At 70.1% G+C, this 19,244-nt stretch carries 17 protein-coding genes; 5 read left to right on the forward strand and 12 right to left on the reverse strand.

Translation table 11 applies throughout. The annotated features are described in order from the left end of the window. Positions 1-9 precede the first annotated feature (9 nt). From aroA to mtnA, 9 genes are all read right to left on the reverse strand, one after another. Complete coding sequence (gene aroA, locus BM272_RS14265) at positions 10-1,341, reverse strand: 3-phosphoshikimate 1-carboxyvinyltransferase (RefSeq protein WP_093427353.1); 1,332 nt, start codon at positions 1,339-1,341, stop codon at positions 10-12. Beyond that, positions 1,338-2,210, reverse strand: coding sequence for a prephenate dehydrogenase/arogenate dehydrogenase family protein (locus BM272_RS14270; protein ID WP_093427354.1), 873 nt, complete (start codon positions 2,208-2,210; stop codon positions 1,338-1,340). Before BM272_RS14270 ends, aroA begins: the two co-directional genes overlap by 4 nt. Then, positions 2,210-3,331, reverse strand: coding sequence for a histidinol-phosphate transaminase (gene hisC / locus BM272_RS03610; RefSeq protein WP_093427355.1), 1,122 nt, complete (start codon positions 3,329-3,331; stop codon positions 2,210-2,212). Before hisC ends, BM272_RS14270 begins: the two co-directional genes overlap by 1 nt. A gap of 8 nt (positions 3,332-3,339) precedes the next feature. Then, entirely contained in the window at positions 3,340-4,434 is a 1,095-nt protein-coding gene (pheA, locus tag BM272_RS03615; protein ID WP_093427356.1) for a prephenate dehydratase, read from the reverse strand. Positions 4,435-4,437: 3 nt separating this feature from the next. Beyond that, positions 4,438-5,604, reverse strand: coding sequence for a phosphoglycerate dehydrogenase (locus BM272_RS03620; RefSeq protein ID WP_093427357.1), 1,167 nt, complete (start codon positions 5,602-5,604; stop codon positions 4,438-4,440). A 24-nt stretch (positions 5,605-5,628) separates the two neighbouring features. Beyond that, positions 5,629-6,702, reverse strand: coding sequence for a 3-phosphoserine/phosphohydroxythreonine transaminase (gene serC, locus BM272_RS03625; RefSeq protein WP_093427358.1), 1,074 nt, complete (start codon positions 6,700-6,702; stop codon positions 5,629-5,631). 21 nt (positions 6,703-6,723) lie between these two features. Beyond that, a complete protein-coding gene (gene gyrA, locus BM272_RS03630) occupies positions 6,724-9,291 on the reverse strand; it encodes a DNA gyrase subunit A (protein ID WP_093427359.1) in 2,568 nt (855 codons plus the stop codon). Positions 9,292-9,686: 395 nt separating this feature from the next. Next, complete coding sequence (locus tag BM272_RS03635) at positions 9,687-10,016, reverse strand: DUF1244 domain-containing protein (RefSeq protein WP_317622783.1); 330 nt, start codon at positions 10,014-10,016, stop codon at positions 9,687-9,689. Beyond that, a complete protein-coding gene (mtnA, locus tag BM272_RS03640; RefSeq protein ID WP_093427360.1) occupies positions 10,013-11,065 on the reverse strand; it encodes an S-methyl-5-thioribose-1-phosphate isomerase in 1,053 nt (350 codons plus the stop codon). The genes BM272_RS03635 and mtnA overlap by 4 nt, the downstream gene beginning before the upstream one ends. 148 nt (positions 11,066-11,213) lie before the next feature. Between mtnA and BM272_RS03645 the strand changes: the two genes are divergently transcribed. The 3 genes from BM272_RS03645 to gph are packed head-to-tail and all read left to right on the forward strand — an operon-like array spanning position 11,214 to position 13,934. Continuing rightward, positions 11,214-12,533 carry a TRZ/ATZ family hydrolase gene (locus BM272_RS03645; RefSeq protein WP_093427361.1) on the forward strand — a complete coding sequence of 440 codons (1,320 nt, stop codon included), beginning with the start codon at positions 11,214-11,216 and terminating at the stop codon, positions 12,531-12,533. 22 nt (positions 12,534-12,555) lie between these two features. Then, entirely contained in the window at positions 12,556-13,260 is a 705-nt protein-coding gene (gene ubiG / locus BM272_RS03650) for a bifunctional 2-polyprenyl-6-hydroxyphenol methylase/3-demethylubiquinol 3-O-methyltransferase UbiG (protein ID WP_093427362.1), read from the forward strand. Further along, positions 13,260-13,934: a phosphoglycolate phosphatase gene (gene gph, locus BM272_RS03655; RefSeq protein WP_093427363.1), complete on the forward strand. Its 675-nt coding sequence runs from the start codon at positions 13,260-13,262 to the stop codon at positions 13,932-13,934. Before ubiG ends, gph begins: the two co-directional genes overlap by 1 nt. A 4-nt stretch (positions 13,935-13,938) precedes the next feature. Here gph and BM272_RS03660 read toward each other — a convergent pair whose 3' ends face one another. Further along, complete coding sequence (locus BM272_RS03660; RefSeq protein WP_093427364.1) at positions 13,939-14,550, reverse strand: cation efflux transmembrane domain-containing protein; 612 nt, start codon at positions 14,548-14,550, stop codon at positions 13,939-13,941. Continuing rightward, positions 14,550-16,571, reverse strand: coding sequence for an excinuclease ABC subunit UvrB (uvrB, locus tag BM272_RS03665; protein WP_093427365.1), 2,022 nt, complete (start codon positions 16,569-16,571; stop codon positions 14,550-14,552). Before uvrB ends, BM272_RS03660 begins: the two co-directional genes overlap by 1 nt. A gap of 465 nt (positions 16,572-17,036) precedes the next feature. Here uvrB and BM272_RS03670 point away from each other — a divergent pair, with 465 nt between their 5' ends. Together BM272_RS03670 and BM272_RS03675 are read left to right on the forward strand one after the other, a co-directional pair. Continuing rightward, a complete protein-coding gene (locus BM272_RS03670; protein WP_093427366.1) occupies positions 17,037-18,224 on the forward strand; it encodes a pyridoxal phosphate-dependent aminotransferase in 1,188 nt (395 codons plus the stop codon). A gap of 44 nt (positions 18,225-18,268) precedes the next feature. After that, on the forward strand, positions 18,269-18,799 hold the full coding sequence (locus tag BM272_RS03675) for a GspH/FimT family pseudopilin (RefSeq protein ID WP_093427463.1): 531 nt from the start codon (positions 18,269-18,271) through the stop codon (positions 18,797-18,799). Positions 18,800-18,816: 17 nt separating this feature from the next. Here BM272_RS03675 and BM272_RS03680 read toward each other — a convergent pair whose 3' ends face one another. Further along, a complete protein-coding gene (locus BM272_RS03680; RefSeq protein WP_093427367.1) occupies positions 18,817-19,194 on the reverse strand; it encodes a homoserine dehydrogenase in 378 nt (125 codons plus the stop codon). Positions 19,195-19,244 lie beyond the last annotated feature (50 nt).

Below are 19,244 nucleotides of genomic sequence, written 5' to 3' on the forward strand. Positions count from 1 at the left end.
TCCTCGTCTTCAGTACTCGTCGGGCCCTGCCTCCCGCACCGCCAGACCGGCCGCCCGCGCGGCCCCGGCGAAGTCGGGGAAGGAGGTCTCGACGTTGTCGCAGTCGGTGATGGTAACCGGGGCGTCGGCCACGGCGCCGGCCACGGCGAAGGCCATGGCGATCCGGTGGTCGCCGTGGCTGGCCACGCGACCGCCGCCCAGCGGGCCGCCGGTAATGGTGATGCCGTCCTCGGCGGGCTCGGCGACCACTCCCAGGGTATTCAGGCCGTCGGCCATGACCTGGATACGGTCGCTCTCCTTGACCCGCAGCTCCCGGGCGCCGGTGAGGCGAGTGGTCCCCCGGGCGGCGGCGGCGGCGATGAAGAGGACCGGGAACTCGTCGATGGCCAGCGGCACCAGCGCCTCGGGGATATCGATGCCGTGCAGCTCGGCGGCACGCACGCGCAGGTCGGCCACCGGCTCGCCACCTACCTCCCGGGGATTCTCCTCGCGGATGTCGGCCCCCATGAGGCACAGGATCTCGATGACGCCGGTGCGGGTCGGATTCACGCCCACGTGCTCCAGGACCAGTTCCGAGCCGGGGATGATACTCGCGGCCACCAGGAAGAAGGCCGCCGAGGAGATATCGGCGGGGACATCCACCTCGGCCGCGGTCAGCCGCCCGCCGCCGGTCACCGCGGCCCAGCCGTCGCCCCGCTCCACGGCATAGCCGAAGCCGGCGAGCATGCGCTCGGTATGGTCCCGGGTGGGGGCCGGTTCGGTGACGCGGGTGGTCCCCTGGGCGTAGAGGCCGGCCAGGAGCAGCGCCGATTTCACCTGGGCGGAGGCCACCGGCAGGGCATAGTCGATGCCGGTGAGCACCCGCCCACCCCGAATGGTCAGCGGCGGCGTCCCCTCGGCGCCGGTCTCGATGACCGCCCCCATGGTCGCCAGGGGCTCGGTGACCCGGCGCATGGGACGGCGGGTCAGGGAGGCATCGCCGGTGAGGGTGGTGTCGAAGGGCTGGGCCGCCAGCAGACCGGCGAGCAGTCGCATGGAGGTCCCCGAGTTCCCCAGGTCCAGGGGCCCCTCGGCGGCCCGCAGACCGTCGCGGCCAACGCCGTGGACCACCACGCGATGGTTCTCGTCGGGCCCCTCCACCGCCACGCCCAGGGCACGGAAGGCGGCAATGGTGGCGCGGTTGTCGGCACCACCCAGGAAGCCGTCGACCACGGTGGTCCCGTCGGCGATGGCGCCGAGCATCACCGCTCGATGGGAGATGGACTTGTCGCCGGGCACACGCAGGGATCCACCCAGCGCACCGCCCCGCTCGGCGACCAGGGTCCGTCCGCCGGTACTCATGACTCATTCCCCTCGATGAAGCGGTCCCGCGCGGCCTTGGCGCGGCGGAAGACCGTCAGTAGATAATCGCCGTCGCCCTCGGCCACCGCGGTCTCCAGCCGCTGGAGTTCGGCGCGGAAGCCGGCCAGGGCCGGCAGCAGGGCGTCCCGGTTGGCCCGGCAGATGTCGTGCCACATCACCGGGTCGCTGGAGGCGATCCGGGTGAAGTCGCGGAAACCGCCCGCGGCAAAGTCGAAGATCTCGTCATTGTCGTCGCGCCGGGCCAGGGAGTCCACCAGGGCATAGGCCAGCAGATGGGGCAGATGGCTGGTGGCAGCCAGGACCTCGTCGTGGTGCTCCGCCGCCATCTCCACCACCTCGGCCCCCACCGCCTCCCACAGCGCCCGGGCGGCCGCCACGGCCCCGCTGTCGCTCTCCGGCGCCGGCGTCAGGATCACCCGGCGCCCCTGGAAGAGAGCGGGATCGGCCGCGGCCGGGCCGCTGGCCTCCGTGCCCGCGATGGGGTGCGCGGGCACCAGGCTCGGCGGCAGTTCCCCGAAGGCGGACCGGGCCGCGGCGAGGACACTCCCCTTGGTGCTGCCCACGTCGGTCACCAGGACCCCGGCGGGCAGATGGGGGGCGATCCGCCGGAAGACCGCCTCCGCCGCCCCCACCGGCGTGGCCACCACCACGGCGTCGGCGCAGGCCAGGGCGGCAGCGGGATCGGTCTCTTCCCGATCCACCAGGCCGAGTTCCAGCGCCCGGGCCAGCTCGCCGGGTTCCCGGGCCAGGCCCACGACCTCGCCCACGGCATGGCTTCGCTTCAGGGCCGCTGCCAAGGAGCCGCCCATGAGGCCGACCCCCACCAGCACCAGACGTCCCAGATGCATCAGCGCCGCCCCGTTTCCGCCAGGGCCCGGTCCAGGGCGGTCAGCAGGCGTTCGTTATCGGCGGTCCGGCCGATGGTGGCGCGCAGGTGCCGGGGCAGGCCGTACTCGCCCATGGGGCGGAGGATGACCCCCTGGCGTAGCAGCGCCTCGTGGACCTCGCCGGCATCGCCGCCGGTATCGAAGGTGAGGAAATTCCCCACCGAGGGGATCCAGTCCAGCCCTCGCTCGCGCAGCCCGGCCTCCAGCTGGGCCATGCCCTCCCGGTTCGCCTCGAGGCTCGCCGCCAGATGCTCCGCGTCGTCCATGGCGGCCAGGGCGGCGGCCTGGGCCGGCGCGTTGACGTTGAAGGGGGGCCGGACGCGGTTGAGCAGGTCGGCCACCGCCGGCGAGGAGAGCCCGTACCCCACGCGCAGCCCGGCCAGGCCGTGGAGCTTGGAGAAGGTCCGCGTCACCAGGAGGTTGGGGAACTCGGCCAGCCAGGCGCTGGCATCGGGGTAGTCGGAATCGAGGTCCCGGGCGTACTCGAAGTAGGCCTCGTCCACCACCGCCAGGGTATGGCCCGGCACCCGCTCCAGGAAGTTCCGCAGGGCCGAGGCGCCAACCCGCGTCCCCGTGGGATTGTTGGGGTTGGCCACGAAGACCACCCGGGTGCGGTCGGTGATGGCCGCTGCCATGGCCTCCAGGTCGTGGCCGTAGCCGGCGGTGGTCGGTACCTCGACCCCGCGCGCCCCCGCCGCCTGCGTGAGCAGCGGATAGAGGGCAAAGGCGTGGGCGGAGTAGACGACTTCATCCCCCGGGGTCACGAAGACCTCCACGGCGAAGGCCAGGGGGTCGCTGGAGCCGTTGCCCAGGGTCACCTGCTCCGCAGCCACGCCGTGGTGATCGGCGATCCGGCCGCGCAGGGCAAAACCGCCGCCATCCGGATAGATCCCCGCCTCGTCCAGGGTGGCCGCAGCCGCCTCCCGGGCCCGGGGACTCGCACCCAGGGGATTCTCGTTGGAGGCCAGCTTGATGGCGTCAGCCACGCCGTACTCACGCTGGAGTTCGGCCACCGGCTTGCCCGGCTTGTAGGGGGCCAGGCCGCGCACACCGGCGGCTGCGTAATCGGTAATGTCGCTCATGGGGTTTGTCAGGTTGCCGCTTGGGGGTAGGAACCAAGGATGCGGTAGAAGGAGGCCTCTGCCTCCAGCTCCGCCAGGGCTGCGGCGACGGCCGGGTCCTGGCGGTGGCCCTCGATATCCAGGAAGAAGAGATATTCCCAGACCGCCTGGCGCGAGGGCCGCGACTCCACCCGGGTAAGGTTGAGGCCGTGGGCCGCCACCGGGGCCAGCAGGGCCTGCAGAGTGCCGGAGCGATTGCGGCCGGAGACCACCAGGGTGGTCTTGTCCGCCCCGCTGGGCCCGGCCTCTTCCGGCCCGATGACCAGGAAGCGGGTGGTATTGTCCGGCTCGTCCTCGATGTTGGCCGCCAGCACCGCCAGTTCGTAGTGGTCCGCGGCCGCGGCCGCGGCGATGGCGGCCGCGCCCTCCTCGTCCGCGGCCTGGCGCGCCGCCTCGGCATTGCTGGCCATGGCCACCCGCTCCGCCTCCGGCAGGTGGGTATCCAGCCACTCCCGGCACTGAGCCAGGGACTGCTGGTGGCTGTAGACCCGCTGAATGCCCGCCAGATCGGCCCCGGGCCGCGCCAGGAGCTGTTGGTGGATGCGCAGCACCACCTCGCCGCAGATGGCCAGCGGGGAGCGGACGAAGCGATCCAGGGTGTGGGTCACCACGCCCTCGGTGGAGTTCTCCACCGGCACCACCCCGTAATGGGCGGTCCCCGCCTCCACCTCGCGAAAGACCTCGCCGATGGACCCCATGGGGGCCCGCGCCACGGACTGGCCGAAGTGGCGATCCAGGGCGGCCTCGGTGAAGGTCCCCTCCGGGCCCAGGAAGGCCACGGTGAGGGGCCGCTCCAGGGCCAGGCAGGCGGACATGATCTCGCGGAAGAGCCGGACCACCTCGTCGTCGGGGAGCGGGCCCTGGTTGCGCTCGCGGACGCTCCGCAGGACCTGGGCCTCCCGCTCGGGGCGATAGAAGCCGGCCTCACCGACCCCTTCGGCCCGCTTGATCTCGGCGATCTCGCCGGCCAGCCGGGCCCGCTCGTTGAGCAGGGCCTGGAGCTCGGCGTCGATGGCATCGATGCGCTGGCGCCGCCCCTCGAGGTTCCCGTTGTCGTCGGCCATGTTCTAGAGGATGCGCACCGAGAGCACACCCGGGGTCTCGCGGATGGCGTCCAGGGCCGACTCCGGCACCGGCTGGTCCACGTCCACCAGGGTATAGGCCAGGTCACCCCGGGACTTGTTGATCATGTCGATGATATTCAGTCCGGCATCGGCGAAATCGGTGGAGACCTGACCCAGGATGTTGGGGACGTTGCTGTTGACCACCGCCACGCGGTAGGCCCCCTCCACCCGCTCCATGACCGTCTCGGGGAAGTTCACCGAGTTGCGGACGTTGCCGTCCTCCAGGTAGTCCCGGACCTCGTCGGCGACCATCATGGCGGAGTTGTCCTCCGCCTCCCCGGTGGAGGCGCCCAGATGGGGCAGTGCCACGACCTTGGGGTGGTGGCGGTTGGTCTCGCTGGGGAAGTCGCAGAGGTAGGCGCCCAGGTGACCGCTATCCAGCGCCTCCATGACGGCATGGTCATCCACGATGCCGTGGCGGGCAAAGTTGAGCACCACCGCCCCCTTGGGCAGGGTCTTCACCCGCTCGGCGTTGAGGATGTGGCGGGTGGCGTCCACCAGCGGCACGTGGAAGGTGACGAACTCCGACTTGGCGAAGAGCGCGTCCACGTTGGGCGCCCGCTCCACCTCGGCGGAGAGCTGCCACGCCCCCTCCACGGTGATGCCCGGGTCATAACCGATGACGCGCATGCCCAGGGCCAGGGCGGCATCGGCGATGGCGCGGCCGATGGCGCCCAGGCCCACCACGCCCAGGGTCCGGCCGGGGAGCTCGAAGCCGGCGAACTGCTTCTTGCCGTCCTCCACCGCCTTGGTCAGCGACTCGCCGCTCTCCTGGAGGTTGCGCGTGTACTCCCAGGCCTGGGTGAGGTTGCGCGCCCCCATGAGCATGGCGGCGATGACCAGCTCCTTCACCGCATTGGCGTTGGCGCCGGGGGCGTTGAAGACCGGCACGCCGCGCTGGCTCATGGTGTCCACGGGGATGTTGTTGACGCCGGCACCGGCGCGGCCGATGGCCTTCACCGTCTCCGGGATCTCCATCTCGTGCATGTTGGCCGAGCGTACCAGGACGGCGTCCGGCCGGTTGATCTCCGAGGCCACCTCGTACTGGTCCCGGGGCAGGCGCTCCAGGCCCCGGGCGGAGATGTTGTTGAGGGTGCGGATCTGGAACATTGGATGCGCTCCCGGGCGCGGGGACTAGCCGCGCCGCCGTTCGAAATCGGCCATGAAGTCGATGAGGGCGTCGACGCCCTCCTCCGGCATGGCGTTGTAGATACTGGCCCGCATACCGCCCACGGACCGGTGGCCCTTGAGGGTGGAGAGCCCCTGCTTGGCCGCCTCCTCCAGGAAGAGGTTGTCGAGGTCCGGGTTGTTCAGCAGGAAGGGGACGTTCATCCAGGAACGAACATGGGGGGCCACCGGATTGGAGTAGATCCCGGAGTCGTCGATGGCGGCGTAGAGCTTCTCCGCCTTGCGCCGGTTGATCTCCGCCATCCCGGAGAGGCCGCCCAGGTCCTTGAGCCATTCGAAGACCAGGCCGGCCAGGTACCAGGCGTAGGTCGGCGGGGTGTTGTACATGGAGTCGGCGTCCACCTGGGTCTTCCAGTCCAGCAGCACCGGCGTCTCCTCGCGCGCCTTGCCGACCAGGTCCTCACGGACGATGACCACGGTGAGGCCGGCGGGGCCGATATTCTTCTGCGCCCCGGCGTAGATGACGCCGTACCGGCTCACGTCGATGGGCTGGGAGAGGATGGTGGAAGACATGTCCGCCACCAGCGGGACATCGCCGGTGTCGGGGATGTAGTCGAAGGCCAGCCCCTGGATGGTCTCATTGGGGGTGTAGTGGACGTAGGCCGCCTCCGGGTCCAGGTCCAGCTCCGCCTGGGTGGGCACGTTGGTACCGTCGGTAGTGCCGGCGTCGCGGACGCTGGTGTAGCGCTTGGCCTCGGCCACGGCCTTCTTGGACCAGGAGCCGGTGTTGATGTAGTCCACCTTCTGGCCGGGGGCGGCGAGGTTCAGCGGCACCGCCGAGAACTGCTGGCTGGCCCCTCCCTGGAGGAAGAGCACCTTGTAGTTGCTCGGGATCCCCATGAGCTCGCGCAGGTCGGCCTCGGCCTTCTCCGCGATGGCCATGAAGTCCTTGCCGCGGTGGCTCATCTCCATGACGGACATGCCGGCATTGCCGTACTCGACCAGCTCCTTCTGGGCGCGCTTGAGGACCGGCTCCGGCAGGACCGCCGGGCCGGCGCTGAAGTTGTAGACTCGTGCCATGGTTTGGGCTCCTGAAAGGTCTTAGGTTTCTTCGTCCTCGGCGGCCTCGCCCTCGGCATCGGCGTCGGCCTCTTCGACCCGCTCGATACCGACCAGGCGCTCTCCGGCCCCGAGGCTGATGAGCTTGACCCCCTGGGTGTTGCGCGACAGCGTGCTGACCTCCGCCACCGCCGTGCGCACCAGGGTGCCGCGATCGCTGATGAGCATGATCTCGTCCTCCTCGCCGACGCTCTCGGCACCGACCAGGGGACCGGTCCGCTCGGTGACCTGCTGGGCGATGACGCCCTGCCCACCGCGCCCGCGCCGCGGGAACTCCTCCAGCGGGGTGCGCTTGCCGAAGCCGTGCTCGGTCACCGTCAGCTGGCAGCCGGCCTCGTCGGCGATCTGCAGGGCGATGATGCGCTGCTCGTCGGCCAGGCGCATGCCGCGCACCCCGGCGGCGGTCCGGCCCATGGCGCGGACCTCGTCCTCGGGGAAGCGGATGGCCTTGCCGGCGCTGTTGAACAGCAGGATGTCCCGGGCGCCGTCGGTGAGGCCGACCCCCACCAGGGAGTCGCCGTCGCGCAGATCCAGGGCGATGATGCCGGTGGAGCGCGGCCGGGAGTAGTCGGCCAGCGGCGTCTTCTTCACCGTCCCCTTGGCGGTGGCGAAGAAGAGGTACCACCCCTCGGAGAACTCGCGGATGGGCAGTACGGTCTGGATGTACTCGTCCTCCTCCAGCGGCAGGAGGTTGACGATGGGCTTGCCGCGGGCGCCGCGGCCGGCCTGGGGCAGCTCGTAGACCCGCATCCAGTAGGCCTTGCCGCGGCTGGAGAAGCACAGCAGCGTGTCATGGGTATTGGCCACGAAGAGCTGGTCGATGAAGTCCTCCTCCTTGAAGGAGGTCGCCGACTTGCCCTTGCCGCCGCGGCGCTGGGCGCGGTAGCCGGAGAGAGGCTGGGACTTGGCGTAGCCCTCGTGGGAGAGGGTCACGACCATCTCCTCGGGGGTAATGAGGTCCTCCAGGGAGAGGTCCTCGTGGGCCTCCTGGATCCGGGTGCGGCGGGCATCGGCGTAGCGATCGCGCAGCTCGGTGAGTTCGTCCCGGATCACCTCCATGAGGCGGCCGGGCTGCTCCAGGATGGCGAGCAGATCGGCGATGGTGGTGAGGATCTCCTCGTACTCGCCGGTGATCTTGTCCTGCTCCAGGCCGGTGAGGCGGTGCAGGCGCATGTCCAGGATGGCCTGGGCCTGGGTGGGGGACAGGCGATAGCCGCCCTCCACCAGGCCGAAGCCCGCCGGCAGCCCCTCGGGCCGGGAGGCGTGGGCGCCGGAGCGCTCCAGCATGTCGGAGACCACGCCGGGGGCCCACAGCTCGGCCAGCAGGCTCTCCTTGGCCTCGGCCGGGTTGGGGGCGGCCTTGATGCGCTCGATGACCGGGTCGATGTTGGCCAGGGCCACGGCCAGCCCCTCGAGGACGTGGGCCCGGTCACGCGCCTTGCGCAGCTCGTAGACCGTCCGCCGGGTAACCACCTCGCGCCGGTGGCGGAGGAAGGCCTCCAGCACCTGCTTGAGGTTGAGGACCCGGGGCTCGCCCTCCACCAGCGCCACCATGTTGATGCCGAAGACCGACTGCATGGCGGTGTGCTGGTAGAGGTTGTTGAGGACGACGTCGCCGGAGGCGTCGCGCTTGATCTCGATGACCACGCGCAGGCCTTCCTTGTCCGACTCGTCGCGCAGCTCGCTGATCCCCTCCAGGCGGCGCTCCTTGACCATCTCGGCCATCTTCTCGATGAGCCGGGCCTTGTTCACCTGGTAGGGGAGCTCGCTGACGATGATCCGCTCGCGGCCCTGGTTGTCGGTCTCCACCTCGGCGGCCGCGCGGATGTGCATGCGGCCGCGGCCGGTCTCGTAGGCCTCGCGGATCCCGCGGGTGCCGTTGATGACACCGGCGGTGGGCAGGTCCGGGCCGGGGACGTACTCCATGAGGTCGGCGACGGTGGCCTCGGGGTCGTCGATGAGCGCCAGGGCGGCGTTGGTGATCTCGCCCAGGTTGTGGGGCGGGATGTTGGTCGCCATGCCCACGGCGATGCCGGCGGCGCCGTTGACCAGCAGGTTGGGCACCCGCGTGGGGAGCAGGGCCGGCTCGTGCTCCGACTCGTCGTAGTTGGGGATGAAGTCGACGGTTTCCTTGTCGATGTCCGCCAGCAGCTCGTGGGCGATGCGCGCCATGCGCACCTCGGTGTACCGCATGGCCGCGGCGTTGTCGCCGTCGATGGAGCCGAAGTTGCCCTGGCCGTCCACCAGCGGGTAGCGCAGGGAGAAGGGCTGCGCCATGCGGACGATGGTGTCGTAGACGGCGGAGTCGCCATGGGGGTGGTATTTACCAATGACGTCGCCGACGACACGGGCGGACTTCTTGTAGGGCTTGTTCCAGTCGTTGCCCAGCTCGTGCATGGCGTAGAGCACGCGCCGGTGGACCGGCTTGAGGCCGTCGCGAACATCCGGCAGGGCCCGTCCTACGATGACGCTCATGGCGTATTCCATGTAGGACGATTTCATCTCCTCCTCGATGTTGATCGGGAGGATCTCGCGGGCGAACTCTTCCATCTGGCCTCGCTCTACGGTCCGTTACCGCTGGTTCGGGTGGGTCATACCAATTCGCGTGATTCTACCATGCGGGCGCGGCGTTCGGCACATCGCATCGGGGGCTGCAACGGGTATGCACCCCCGAGTACGGGGCTCCGACATGGGCGGCAGCGGTGGGCGGGGAACGCCTGCGCGGGGACGCGAGGACCGTCCATGGCGCTCCACGTCGGCCGTTGTCCGGGGGCGCCACCATCCCTCGGGGCGAAGGGGGCTGCGCGGGGACGCGAGAACCATCCCTGGCGCTCCACGGCGGCCGTCCATGGCCGCCGAGGCCCCGCGCAGCCCCCTTCGCCCCGAGGGATGGTGCCTGAGCGGCAGCATCCATTGCCGTGCCACCTTCCACCCTGCCCGAACCCTTAGTTATGCCCGCTGATCTTCGCGTGCCAGGGCTTGGTCTCCTCGAAGCGCTCCTGCTGCTCCGGGGAGGCCTCGGCCTGGTACTTCTCCTTCCATTCGCTGTAGGGCATACCGTAGATGGCCTCGCGGGCGGTCTCGTAGTCCATCTCGACCCCGCGCGCCTCGGCCTCCGCCTGGTACCACTTGGCCAGGCAGTTGCGGCAGAAGCCGGCGAGGTTCATCAGGTCGATGTTCTGGACGTCGGTCCGCTCCTGGAGGTGGCGCACCAGCCCGCGGAAGGCGGCAGCCTCCATCTCGGTGCGGGTCTGGTCGTCGATGCTGTCGGTCATGGGGACTTCTCCTCGCTTGCGGGGGCCGCCAGGATCCGGGCGATCCCCTCGTTGTCGGGTCGTTCCACGGCCCCAGCCTCGGTGACCAGGACGTCCACCAGGGAGGCCGGGGTGATGTCGAAGACGGGGTTCCAGGCGCCGGCCCCCTCGGCCGCGATGCGATGGCCGCCGCAGGCCAGCAGCTCCTCGGGGTCGCGGCCCTCCACCGGGATATCGGCGCCGGAGGGGGTGGCGGCGTCCAGGGTGGAGCGTGGGGCCACCACCATGAGACCGACGCCGTGGTGGCGAGCGGCCACGGCCAGGGAGTAGGTCCCGATCTTGTTGGCCACATCACCGTTGGCGGCCACCCGGTCGGCGCCGACGATGACCCAGTTCACCGCCCCCGAGGCCATGAGGAAGGCGGCGGCGCCGTCGGCGATGAGTTCCACCGGGATGCCGTCGGCCACCAGCTCCCAGGCGGTAAGTCGCGCCCCCTGGAGCCAGGGCCGGGTCTCGCCGGCGTGGATGGAGCGCAGGCGACCAGCGGCGTGGGCGGTGCGGATGACGCCCAGGGCGGTGCCGAAGCCGCCGGTGGCCAGGGACCCGGTGTTGCAGTGGGTGAGGACACCACTGCCCGGCTGGATGTATTCGGCGCCGATGGCGCCCATGCGGCGGTTGGCGGCCACGTCCTCGGCGTGGATGGCCTCGGCCTCGGCGGCCAGGCGCTCCGGGTCGGGCTGCTCCTCCCCGGCCACCCGGCGCATGCGCGCCGTGGCCCAGGCCAGGTTCACCGCCGTGGGGCGGGCCGCCTCCAGGTGGGCGAGGTGGGCCTCCCAGCCGGTCCGATCGGAAGCCTCCCGGGCGGCGAGGACTGCGCCCCAGGCGGCGGTGATGCCGATGGCCGGCGCTCCGCGGACCACCATGGCGGCGATGGCGTCGGCCACGGCGGCGCTGTCGGCGCAGGTCAGCGTGGTCTCCCGCGCCGGCAACTCGCGCTGGTCCAGCAGCTCCAGGGCCTCGCCGCTCCAGCGGATGGCGCGGACGGTATCGTGGTCGTCGGTCGCGGCCATGGTGGCCTCCCGTGGGAATGGCCCGCCAGTATACCGCCGGGGTCCCGGGGCCGGCCAATGACCTCACCTACATGCCCTGCCCGCCCTCTCCGCCCGGGCGACGGGCTGGTATACTCCGACCAGCGACGAACGGCAGCGAGGAGGCGGCATGCAGCGAGTGGATACCCTCATCCACGCCGGTTGGGTGATCCCGGTGGAGCCCCGGGAGTCGGTCCTGGAGGGCCACTCGGTGGTCGTCCACAACGGGCGTATCGAGGCGGTCCTGCCGCGGGACCAGGCCGAGGCGGCCTACACCGCTGATGCCGTCCACGAGCTGGGGGGCCACGCCGTAATCCCGGGCCTGGTGAATGCCCACACCCACGCCGCCATGAGCCTCATGCGCGGCCTGGCCGACGACCTGCCGCTGATGACCTGGCTCAAGGAGCACATCTGGCCGGCGGAGGGGGCCAACGTCAGCCACGCCTTCGTGGACGACGGCACCCGGCTGGCGGCGGCGGAGATGCTGCGCTCCGGGACCACCTGCTTCAACGACATGTACCTCTTCCCCGACGCCGCCGGCGCTGCCGCCGAGGCGGCGGGGATCCGGGCCAACCTGGGGATGATCGTCTTCGGCTTCCCCACGCCCTGGGCGAACACGGCGGACGAGTATTTCGAGCGCGGCATCGCCGTCCACGACCGCTTCCGCGACCATCCCCTCATCACCACGGCCTTCAGCCCCCACGCGCCCTACACCGTCCCCGACGAGTCGCTGTCGCGCATCGCCACCCTGGCCGAGGAGCTGGACGTACCCGTGCACATCCACGTCCACGAGACGGCCCACGAGGTGGACGAGGCGGTGGAGCAGGACGGCCGCCGGCCGCTGGAACGGCTGGACTCCCTGGGACTGGTGGGGCCGCGCCTCCAGGCGGTCCACGCCACCCAGCTCACGGACGACGAGATCGGTCGGCTGGCGGAGAACGGCGCCTCGGTGGTCCACTGCCCCCAGTCCAACCTCAAGCTGGCCAGCGGCTTCTGCCCCGTGGCGGCGCTGGCCGGGGCCGGGGTGAATCTCGCCCTGGGCACCGACGGTGCGGCCAGCAACAACGACCTGGACATGCTCGCCGAGATGCAGAGCGCCGCCCTGCTGGGCAAGGCGGTGGCCGGCGAACCCGCCGCCCTGCCGGCGGAGGCGGCGCTGGAGATGGCGACCCTGGGCGGCGCCCGCGCCCTGGGCCTGGAGGCGGATATCGGCTCGGTGGTGGCGGGCAAGGCGGCGGACCTGGTCGCCATCGACCTGAATCGCGTGGCCACCCGGCCGCTCTACCACCCGGTCTCCCAGATCGTCTATGCCGCCGGCCGGGACCAGGTCACCGATGTCTGGGTGGCCGGCCGGCACACGGTGAGCAACGGCCACCTGACCACCCTGGACGAGACCGAACTGCTGGAACGCGCCGACGGCTGGCGCGACAAGCTGGCCGCCAACGCCTGAACCGGACGACCCCGGAGGAATCATGGACACGACCAACGCCGACCCCACCGAACTCGCCAAGTTCGACGAGATGGCCAGCCGCTGGTGGGACCCCAACGGGGAGTGCGGCCCCCTCCACGCCATCAATCCCCTGCGGCTGGAGTACATCGACGAGCGCGCCGATCTCGCCGGCAAGCGCGCCGTGGACGTGGGCTGCGGCGGCGGCCTGCTGGCCGAGGCCATGGCCCTGCGCGGGGCGAAGGTGGTCGGCATGGACATGGGCGAGGCGGCCATCAAGGTCGCCCGCCTCCACCGCCACGAATCCGGCGTGGAGGTGGACTACCGCCACACCGCCGCCGAGGACCTGGCCGCGGAGGAGCCGGAGGGGTTCGACGTGGTCGCCTGCATGGAGATGCTGGAACACGTCCCCCACCCGGAGTCGGTGATCGCGGCCTGCGCCCGGATGGTGAAGCCCGGGGGGCGGGTCTTCTTCTCCACCATCAACCGCAACCCCAAGAGCTACCTCTTCGCCATCCTCGGCGCGGAGTACCTGCTGAAGATGCTGCCGCGGGGCACCCACGACTACCAGCGCTTCATCACCCCGGCGGAGCTGGACGGCTGGGCGCGGGGCGCCGGCCTGGTGGCGGAGGACTTCACCGGCCTCAGCTACAATCCGCTGAGCAAGCAGTACAGCCTGGGGCGGGACATCGACGTCAACTACATGGCTACCTACCGCCGGGAGGAGTAATGGCCGGCCTCCGCCCCGCCGCCCTCTTCCTGGATCTGGACGGGACTCTGGTGGACACCGCCCCGGACCTGGCCGCGGCCCTGAACCGGGTCCGCCAGGAGGAGGGACTCCCCGCCGTGGACGAGGCGGAGGTGCGACCGGTGGTCTCCCACGGGGGCGGTGCGGTGGTCACCGCCGGGCTGGGCGTGCCGCCGGAGGATCCGGCCCACGCCGTCCTGCTGCAGCGGCTGCTGGACCACTACCGCGCCGACCTGGCCACCCACAGCCGGCTCTTCCCCGGCCTGGCCGAGGTCCTGGAGGCCTGGGAGTCCAGCGGCCGCCCCTGGGGCGTGGTGACCAACAAGCCGGCCCGCTTCACCGAACCGCTACTGGAGGCGCTGGGTCTCTCCGGACGGATGGCAGCGGTGGTCAGCGGCGATACCCTGCCCCGGGCCAAGCCCCACCCGGACCCCCTGCTCCACGCCTGCACCGCCGCCGGCTGCGAGCCGATGGCAGCGATCTACGTGGGGGATGCCGAGCGCGACATCGCCGCCGGGATGGCCGCCGGCCTGCGCACCGCCGTGGCCGGCTGGGGCTATCTGGACGCCGCCGACCGCCCCGACGACTGGGGCGCCGAGATCCGACTGGCCACCCCCGCCGACCTGGGCCGCTGGCTGGCCAAGCCGGCCGCCTGAGCCCTCAGGCGGCGGCCAGCTCCCGCCGCGCCTGACCGATGACCCGCAGGGCGGAGCGCAGGAGGAAGGCGCCCAGGGCGAGCCCCACCACCAGGTCCGGCCACCCCCGGCCGGTGAGCCAGACCCCGCCGGCGGCGGCGAAGACCGAGAGGTTGACCACGATGTCGTTGCGCGAGCACTCCCACACGGAGGACATGTTCACGTCCTCGTGGCGGTGGCGGCTGAGCAGATAGAGGCAGAGGCCGTTGGCGGCCAGGGCCAGGAGGCTGAAGAGGCCCATGACCTCGAACAGCGGCGTAGCCGGGACCGCCAGGCGGTAACCGACCTGCCCCAGTACCACCAGCGCGCCCACCAGGATCAGTACCCCCTTGACCAGCGCCACCCGCGCCTTGGCGGTGGTCCCCCGGGCCACCGCCCACAGGCTCAGGGCATAGGTCAGGGCATCACCCAGGTTGTCCAGGCTGTCGGCCAGCAGGGCGGTGGAGCCGGCATAGAGGGCGGCGGCCAGCACGGCCGCGAACATGACGGCGTTGATGAGCAGCACCGCCACCAGGGTCCGGCGCTGGCGCTGGGCCCCGGCGTCCAGGCTGCAGCCGTCGTCGCAGCAACCCGCCATCAGCCCGCCTCCGCGATGCCCAGGCTGTTCTCCCGGATCTCCCGAATCTGGTCGCGCAGCTTCGCCGCCTCCTCGAATTCCATGTTCTGCGCCTTCTGCATCATCTCCTCCTCCAGCTCGGCCAGCTTCTTCTTGAGCTGGGCGGGGCTCAGGGACTGATACTCGGCGACCTCCTCGGCCACCCGCGCATAGCGCTTGGCATCCGCATTCTGGGCGCCGGGGTAACCGGTCTCCATGACATCGGCTACCCGTTTCTCGATGGTCCGCGGGGTGATCCCGTGGGCCTCGTTGTGGGCGATCTGCTTCTCCCGGCGGCGCTCGGTCTCGTCCATGGCCCGCTGCATGGAGCCGGTGATCTTGTCGGCGTAGAGGATGGCCTTGCCGTGGGCATTCCGGGCCGCCCGGCCGATGGTCTGGATGAGGGAGCGCTCGGCGCGCAGGAAGCCCTCCTTGTCGGCATCCAGGATGGCCACCAGGGAGACCTCCGGTATATCCAGCCCCTCGCGCAGGAGGTTGATGCCCACCAGGACGTCGAACTCTCCCAGGCGCAGGTCGCGGATGATCTCCATGCGCTCCACGGTGTCGATGTCGGAGTGCATGTAGCGGACCCTGACCCCGTGCTCGGACAGGTAGTCGGTGAGGTCCTCGGCCATCTTCTTGGTCAGCGTGGTCACCAGCACTCGCTCCCCCGCCTCGCTGCGGATGCGCGCCTCGGAGAGCAGGTCGTCCACCTGCGGCCCCACCGGCCGCACCTCGACCTCCGGGTCCACCAGCCCCGTGGGCCGGACCACCTGCTCCACCGTCTGGCCGCTGTGCTCGCCCTCGTAGGGGCCGGGCGTGGCGGAGACGAAGATGCTCTGGGGCGAGAGCCGCTCGAACTCGTCGAACTTCAGGGGGCGGTTATCCAGGGCCGACGGCAGGCGAAAGCCGTACTCCACCAGGGTCTCCTTGCGCGCCCGGTCGCCCTTGTACATCCCCCCGATCTGGGGAATGGTCACGTGGGACTCGTCCAGGATCATGAGGGCATCCGGCGGCAGGTAGTCCAGCAGGGTCGGCGGCGGCTCGCCGGGACCGCGCCCGGAGAGGTAGCGGGAGTAGTTCTCGATCCCGGAGCAGTAGCCCAGCTCCAGCATCATCTCGATATCGAACTTGGTCCGCTGCTCCAGGCGCTGGGCCTCCACCAGCTTGTTGGCGGAGTAGAGCTCTTCCAGCCGGTTGGCCAGCTCCTCCTTGATGTGCTCGATGGCGTCCAGGAGCTGCTCCCGGGGCGTGACGTAGTGGGTCTTGGGATAGATGGTCAGCCGCGGCACCTTGCGCAGGACCTCCCCGGTGAGGGGATCGAACCAGGCGAGGCTGTCCACCTCCTCGTCGAAGAGCTCGATGCGCGCCGCCTCGCCATCGGCATCCGCCGGGTAGATGTCGATGACGTCGCCGCGGACGCGATAGGTCGCCCGCCGCAGCTCGGTATCGTTGCGGCTGTACTGCAGCTCCGCCAGGCGGCGCAGGATGCCGTCGCGGTCGACGATGTCGCCGCGCTCCATGTGCAGGAGCATCTGCATGTAGGACTGCGGGTCGCCCAGGCCGTAGATGGCGGAGACAGTGGCCACGATAACCGTGTCCCGGCGCTCGAACAGCGCCTTGGTGGCCGAAAGCCGCATCTGCTCGATATGGTCGTTGATGGAGGCATCCTTCTCGATGAAGGTATCCGTGGAGGGGACGTAGGCCTCCGGCTGGTAGTAGTCGTAGTAGGAGACGAAGTACTCCACCGCGTTCTTCGGAAAGAACTCCTTGAACTCGCCGTAGAGCTGGGCGGCCAGGGTCTTGTTGGGCGCCATGATGATGGTCGGCCGCTGGGTCCGGGCGATGACGTTGGCCATGGTGTAGGTCTTGCCCGAGCCGGTGACCCCCAGCAGGGTCTGGTACATCTCGCCGGCCTCGATGCCGTTGGTCAGCGCCTCGATGGCCTCCGGCTGATCGCCGGCGGGGTCGTACTCGGTGGCTAGCTGGAAGTCGCGCTGCATGGGTATTCGCTCGCCCGTTGGTGGTACTGGATGGGTTCGCCCTGTCACGGGCCGCCAGGATTTAGTCCCGGCAGGGGCTGCGGGGAGACGGCGTGAATACCTCCCTGTAGCCTCCACGGCGACATCCCTGTCGCCGAGGCTCCCCGCAACCCCTGCCGGGACCAGATCCTGGCTTCGAGTCATACCAAAGAGACCGGTTGCTCCGAAGAACGAAGCCGATGTACTGCGACGGCTGCGGGAGGGGAAATACCACGGGAACCTCGGCGGCATGGATGCCGCCGTGGAGGCTACAGGGACGTATGTACGCCGTTTCCCGTGGTATCTCCCTCCCGCAGCCGCCCCCAGCCAATCAGCAGCATGCGGTCGAGCCCCCTCGCATACAACCCCGGGGGATTCTGCCATCGGCCCGATTCCAGTATATTACGGAACGCTGACAGCACACTCCCGGACGAGACGAGGACAAGGGTGGACATCGAGCTTGCGGAACGGGCGCGACGGGTCAAGCCGTCGCCCACACTGGCGGTTACCGCGCGCGCCAAGGCGCTGCGCGCGGCGGGTCAGGACATCATCGGCCTCGGCGCCGGTGAGCCCGACTTCGATACGCCGGAGACCATCAAGGAGGCGGCCATCGCCGCCATTCGGGCCGGGGATACCAAGTATACCGCCGTGGATGGCACACCAGCACTCAAGGAGGCCGTGGCCGCCAAGTTCCGGCGCGACAACAACCTCGACTACGACCTCGACCAGATCCTGGTCTCGGCCGGCGGCAAGCAGAGCTTCTTCAACCTCTGCCAGGCCCTGCTGAATCCCGGCGACGAGGTGGTCATCCCGGCCCCCTACTGGGTCTCCTACCCCGACATCGTCCGCCTGGCGGAGGGCGAGGCGCGCTTCGTGGAGACCTCCCTGGATGCGGGCTTCAAGATGACCCCCGACCAGCTGGAGGCGGCCATCACCGACCGTACTCGCCTGGTCATCATCAACAGCCCCTCCAACCCCACCGGCGTGGCCTACTCCCGGGAGGAGCTGGCCGCCCTGGGCGCGGTTCTGGAGCGCCACCCCGGGGTGCTGGTGGCTACCGACGACATCTACGAGCACATCCGCTGGGAGGCCGGGGCCTTCATTAATATCGTCAACGCCGCCCCCGCCCTCAAGGATCGGGCGGTGGTTCTCAACGGCGTCTCCAAGGCCTATTCCATGACCGGCTGGCGCATCGGCTACGCCGCCGGCCCGGCGGATCTCATCGCCGCCATGAAGACCATCCAGTCCCAGAGCACCTCCAACCCCGCCTCCATCTCCCAGGCGGCGGCGGTGGAGGCGCTCACCGGCGACCAGTCCTGCATCGAGACCATGGTCACCGCCTTCAAGCAGCGCCACGACTTCGTGGTGGACGCCCTGGGCCAGCTACCCGGTGTCCGGCCACTCCCCGGCCAGGGCGCCTTCTACTGCTTCCCGGACATGAGCGAGGCCATCCAGCGGCTGGGCCTGGCTGACGATGTCGCCTTCGCCGAACACCTGCTCACCGAGGCGGGGGTCGCCCTGGTGCCCGGCTCCGCCTTCGGTGCCCCGGGCTGCATGCGGCTCTCCTTCGCCACCAGCCTGAGCAACCTGGAACAGGCCATGGAGCGGCTCGCCGGCGTGCTGGGGAAGGGCTAGGCTCCGGAACGGACAGACCCGTACAGACAGAGGGAGAGGGGATCATGGAAGAGCCCCGGCAGCGCAGTCACCCCGTGCACGGCTTCACCCTGGTGGAACTCATGGTGGTGCTGGCCGTCTTCACCATTCTGGCCAGTGCCGGCATACCGGCCCTCCAGTCCATGGTGGCGGACCACCGCCACGCGGCCTACGTGAACACCCTGGTCGGCCACATCCAGCGAGCCCGCACCGAGGCAGTTCGCCGCGGCCATCCCGCGACGCTCTGCCCATCGGCGGATGCGTCCACCTGCGACAACGGAGGATGGCAGGACGGCTGGCTCCTGTTTGCCGATGAAGACGGTGACGGCAGCGTGGACACTGGCGAAGACCTGCTGGCCATCGGAGAGGACCTTCCCGGCTCCCGGACGGCCTACAATCGCAACCGCCTGACCTTCCTCTACGATGGGACGACCCCCTTCAATGGCACCTTCACCTTGACCCTCTGCGATGCTTCGCAGGCCCGGGTGACCCGCCTGGTGATCAGCCGCGGGGGGCGGCTGCGCAAGGTGAACGGCACGCCGAGTAACTGCCCCTGAGGCGGGCAGTCTCCCGCCTAGTAACCCCCGGCGGCGTGGACCTCCGGCAAGTCTTCCCCTGTTTCCATCAGCGTCCACATCAGCCGGGCGATGCTCTCGGGCGCGATCACCGTATGCCGATTGCCGGCGGCGGCGAGCTTCTCCCTGAGCTGCTGGCGCACATCAGGGCTGCCGGTGAGATCGAAGATGACGTCCACTCCGCTGCCCTCGGCAACGATGTCGTCGATGGTCCCCGTGGGCAACCCGGCCTCCTCGGCCATCTTCAGACCGTCGGTCTTCGAGAGCTGGGCCACCCGGACGATGTTCACGCCCTCTTCCCGCCGGGCCAGCATCCGTTGCAGGAAGACCGTACCGACCCGCCCCAGACCGACAATGGCGATGTTGTGTTCCGTCATGACTCCTCCTTTTTGGTTTACTTCCCGGCCGAGTCTGTTCACAAATTGCA

This window comes from Thiohalospira halophila DSM 15071, from assembly GCF_900112605.1.
Lineage (GTDB): Bacteria > Pseudomonadota > Gammaproteobacteria > Thiohalospirales > Thiohalospiraceae > Thiohalospira > Thiohalospira halophila.

Bases quoted from the DNA above. Each gene is read 5' to 3' on its own strand.
- BM272_RS03680 (WP_093427367.1), bottom strand. From the start codon at position 19,194: ATGACGGAACACAACATCGCCATTGTCGGTCTGGGGCGGGTCGGTACG.
- BM272_RS03675 (WP_093427463.1), top strand. From the start codon at position 18,269: ATGGAAGAGCCCCGGCAGCGCAGTCACCCCGTGCACGGCTTCACCCTG.
- gyrA (WP_093427359.1), bottom strand. From the start codon at position 9,291: ATGGAAGAGTTCGCCCGCGAGATCCTCCCGATCAACATCGAGGAGGAG.
- ubiG (WP_093427362.1), top strand. From the start codon at position 12,556: ATGGACACGACCAACGCCGACCCCACCGAACTCGCCAAGTTCGACGAG.
- uvrB (WP_093427365.1), bottom strand. From the start codon at position 16,571: ATGCAGCGCGACTTCCAGCTAGCCACCGAGTACGACCCCGCCGGCGAT.
- BM272_RS03645 (WP_093427361.1), top strand. From the start codon at position 11,214: ATGCAGCGAGTGGATACCCTCATCCACGCCGGTTGGGTGATCCCGGTG.
- BM272_RS03660 (WP_093427364.1), bottom strand. From the start codon at position 14,550: ATGGCGGGTTGCTGCGACGACGGCTGCAGCCTGGACGCCGGGGCCCAG.
- aroA (WP_093427353.1), bottom strand. From the start codon at position 1,341: ATGAGTACCGGCGGACGGACCCTGGTCGCCGAGCGGGGCGGTGCGCTG.
- hisC (WP_093427355.1), bottom strand. From the start codon at position 3,331: ATGAGCGACATTACCGATTACGCAGCCGCCGGTGTGCGCGGCCTGGCC.
- gph (WP_093427363.1), top strand. From the start codon at position 13,260: ATGGCCGGCCTCCGCCCCGCCGCCCTCTTCCTGGATCTGGACGGGACT.
- mtnA (WP_093427360.1), bottom strand. From the start codon at position 11,065: ATGGCCGCGACCGACGACCACGATACCGTCCGCGCCATCCGCTGGAGC.
- BM272_RS03620 (WP_093427357.1), bottom strand. From the start codon at position 5,604: ATGTTCCAGATCCGCACCCTCAACAACATCTCCGCCCGGGGCCTGGAG.
- pheA (WP_093427356.1), bottom strand. From the start codon at position 4,434: ATGGCCGACGACAACGGGAACCTCGAGGGGCGGCGCCAGCGCATCGAT.
- BM272_RS03635 (WP_317622783.1), bottom strand. From the start codon at position 10,016: ATGACCGACAGCATCGACGACCAGACCCGCACCGAGATGGAGGCTGCC.
- BM272_RS14270 (WP_093427354.1), bottom strand. From the start codon at position 2,210: ATGCATCTGGGACGTCTGGTGCTGGTGGGGGTCGGCCTCATGGGCGGC.
- serC (WP_093427358.1), bottom strand. From the start codon at position 6,702: ATGGCACGAGTCTACAACTTCAGCGCCGGCCCGGCGGTCCTGCCGGAG.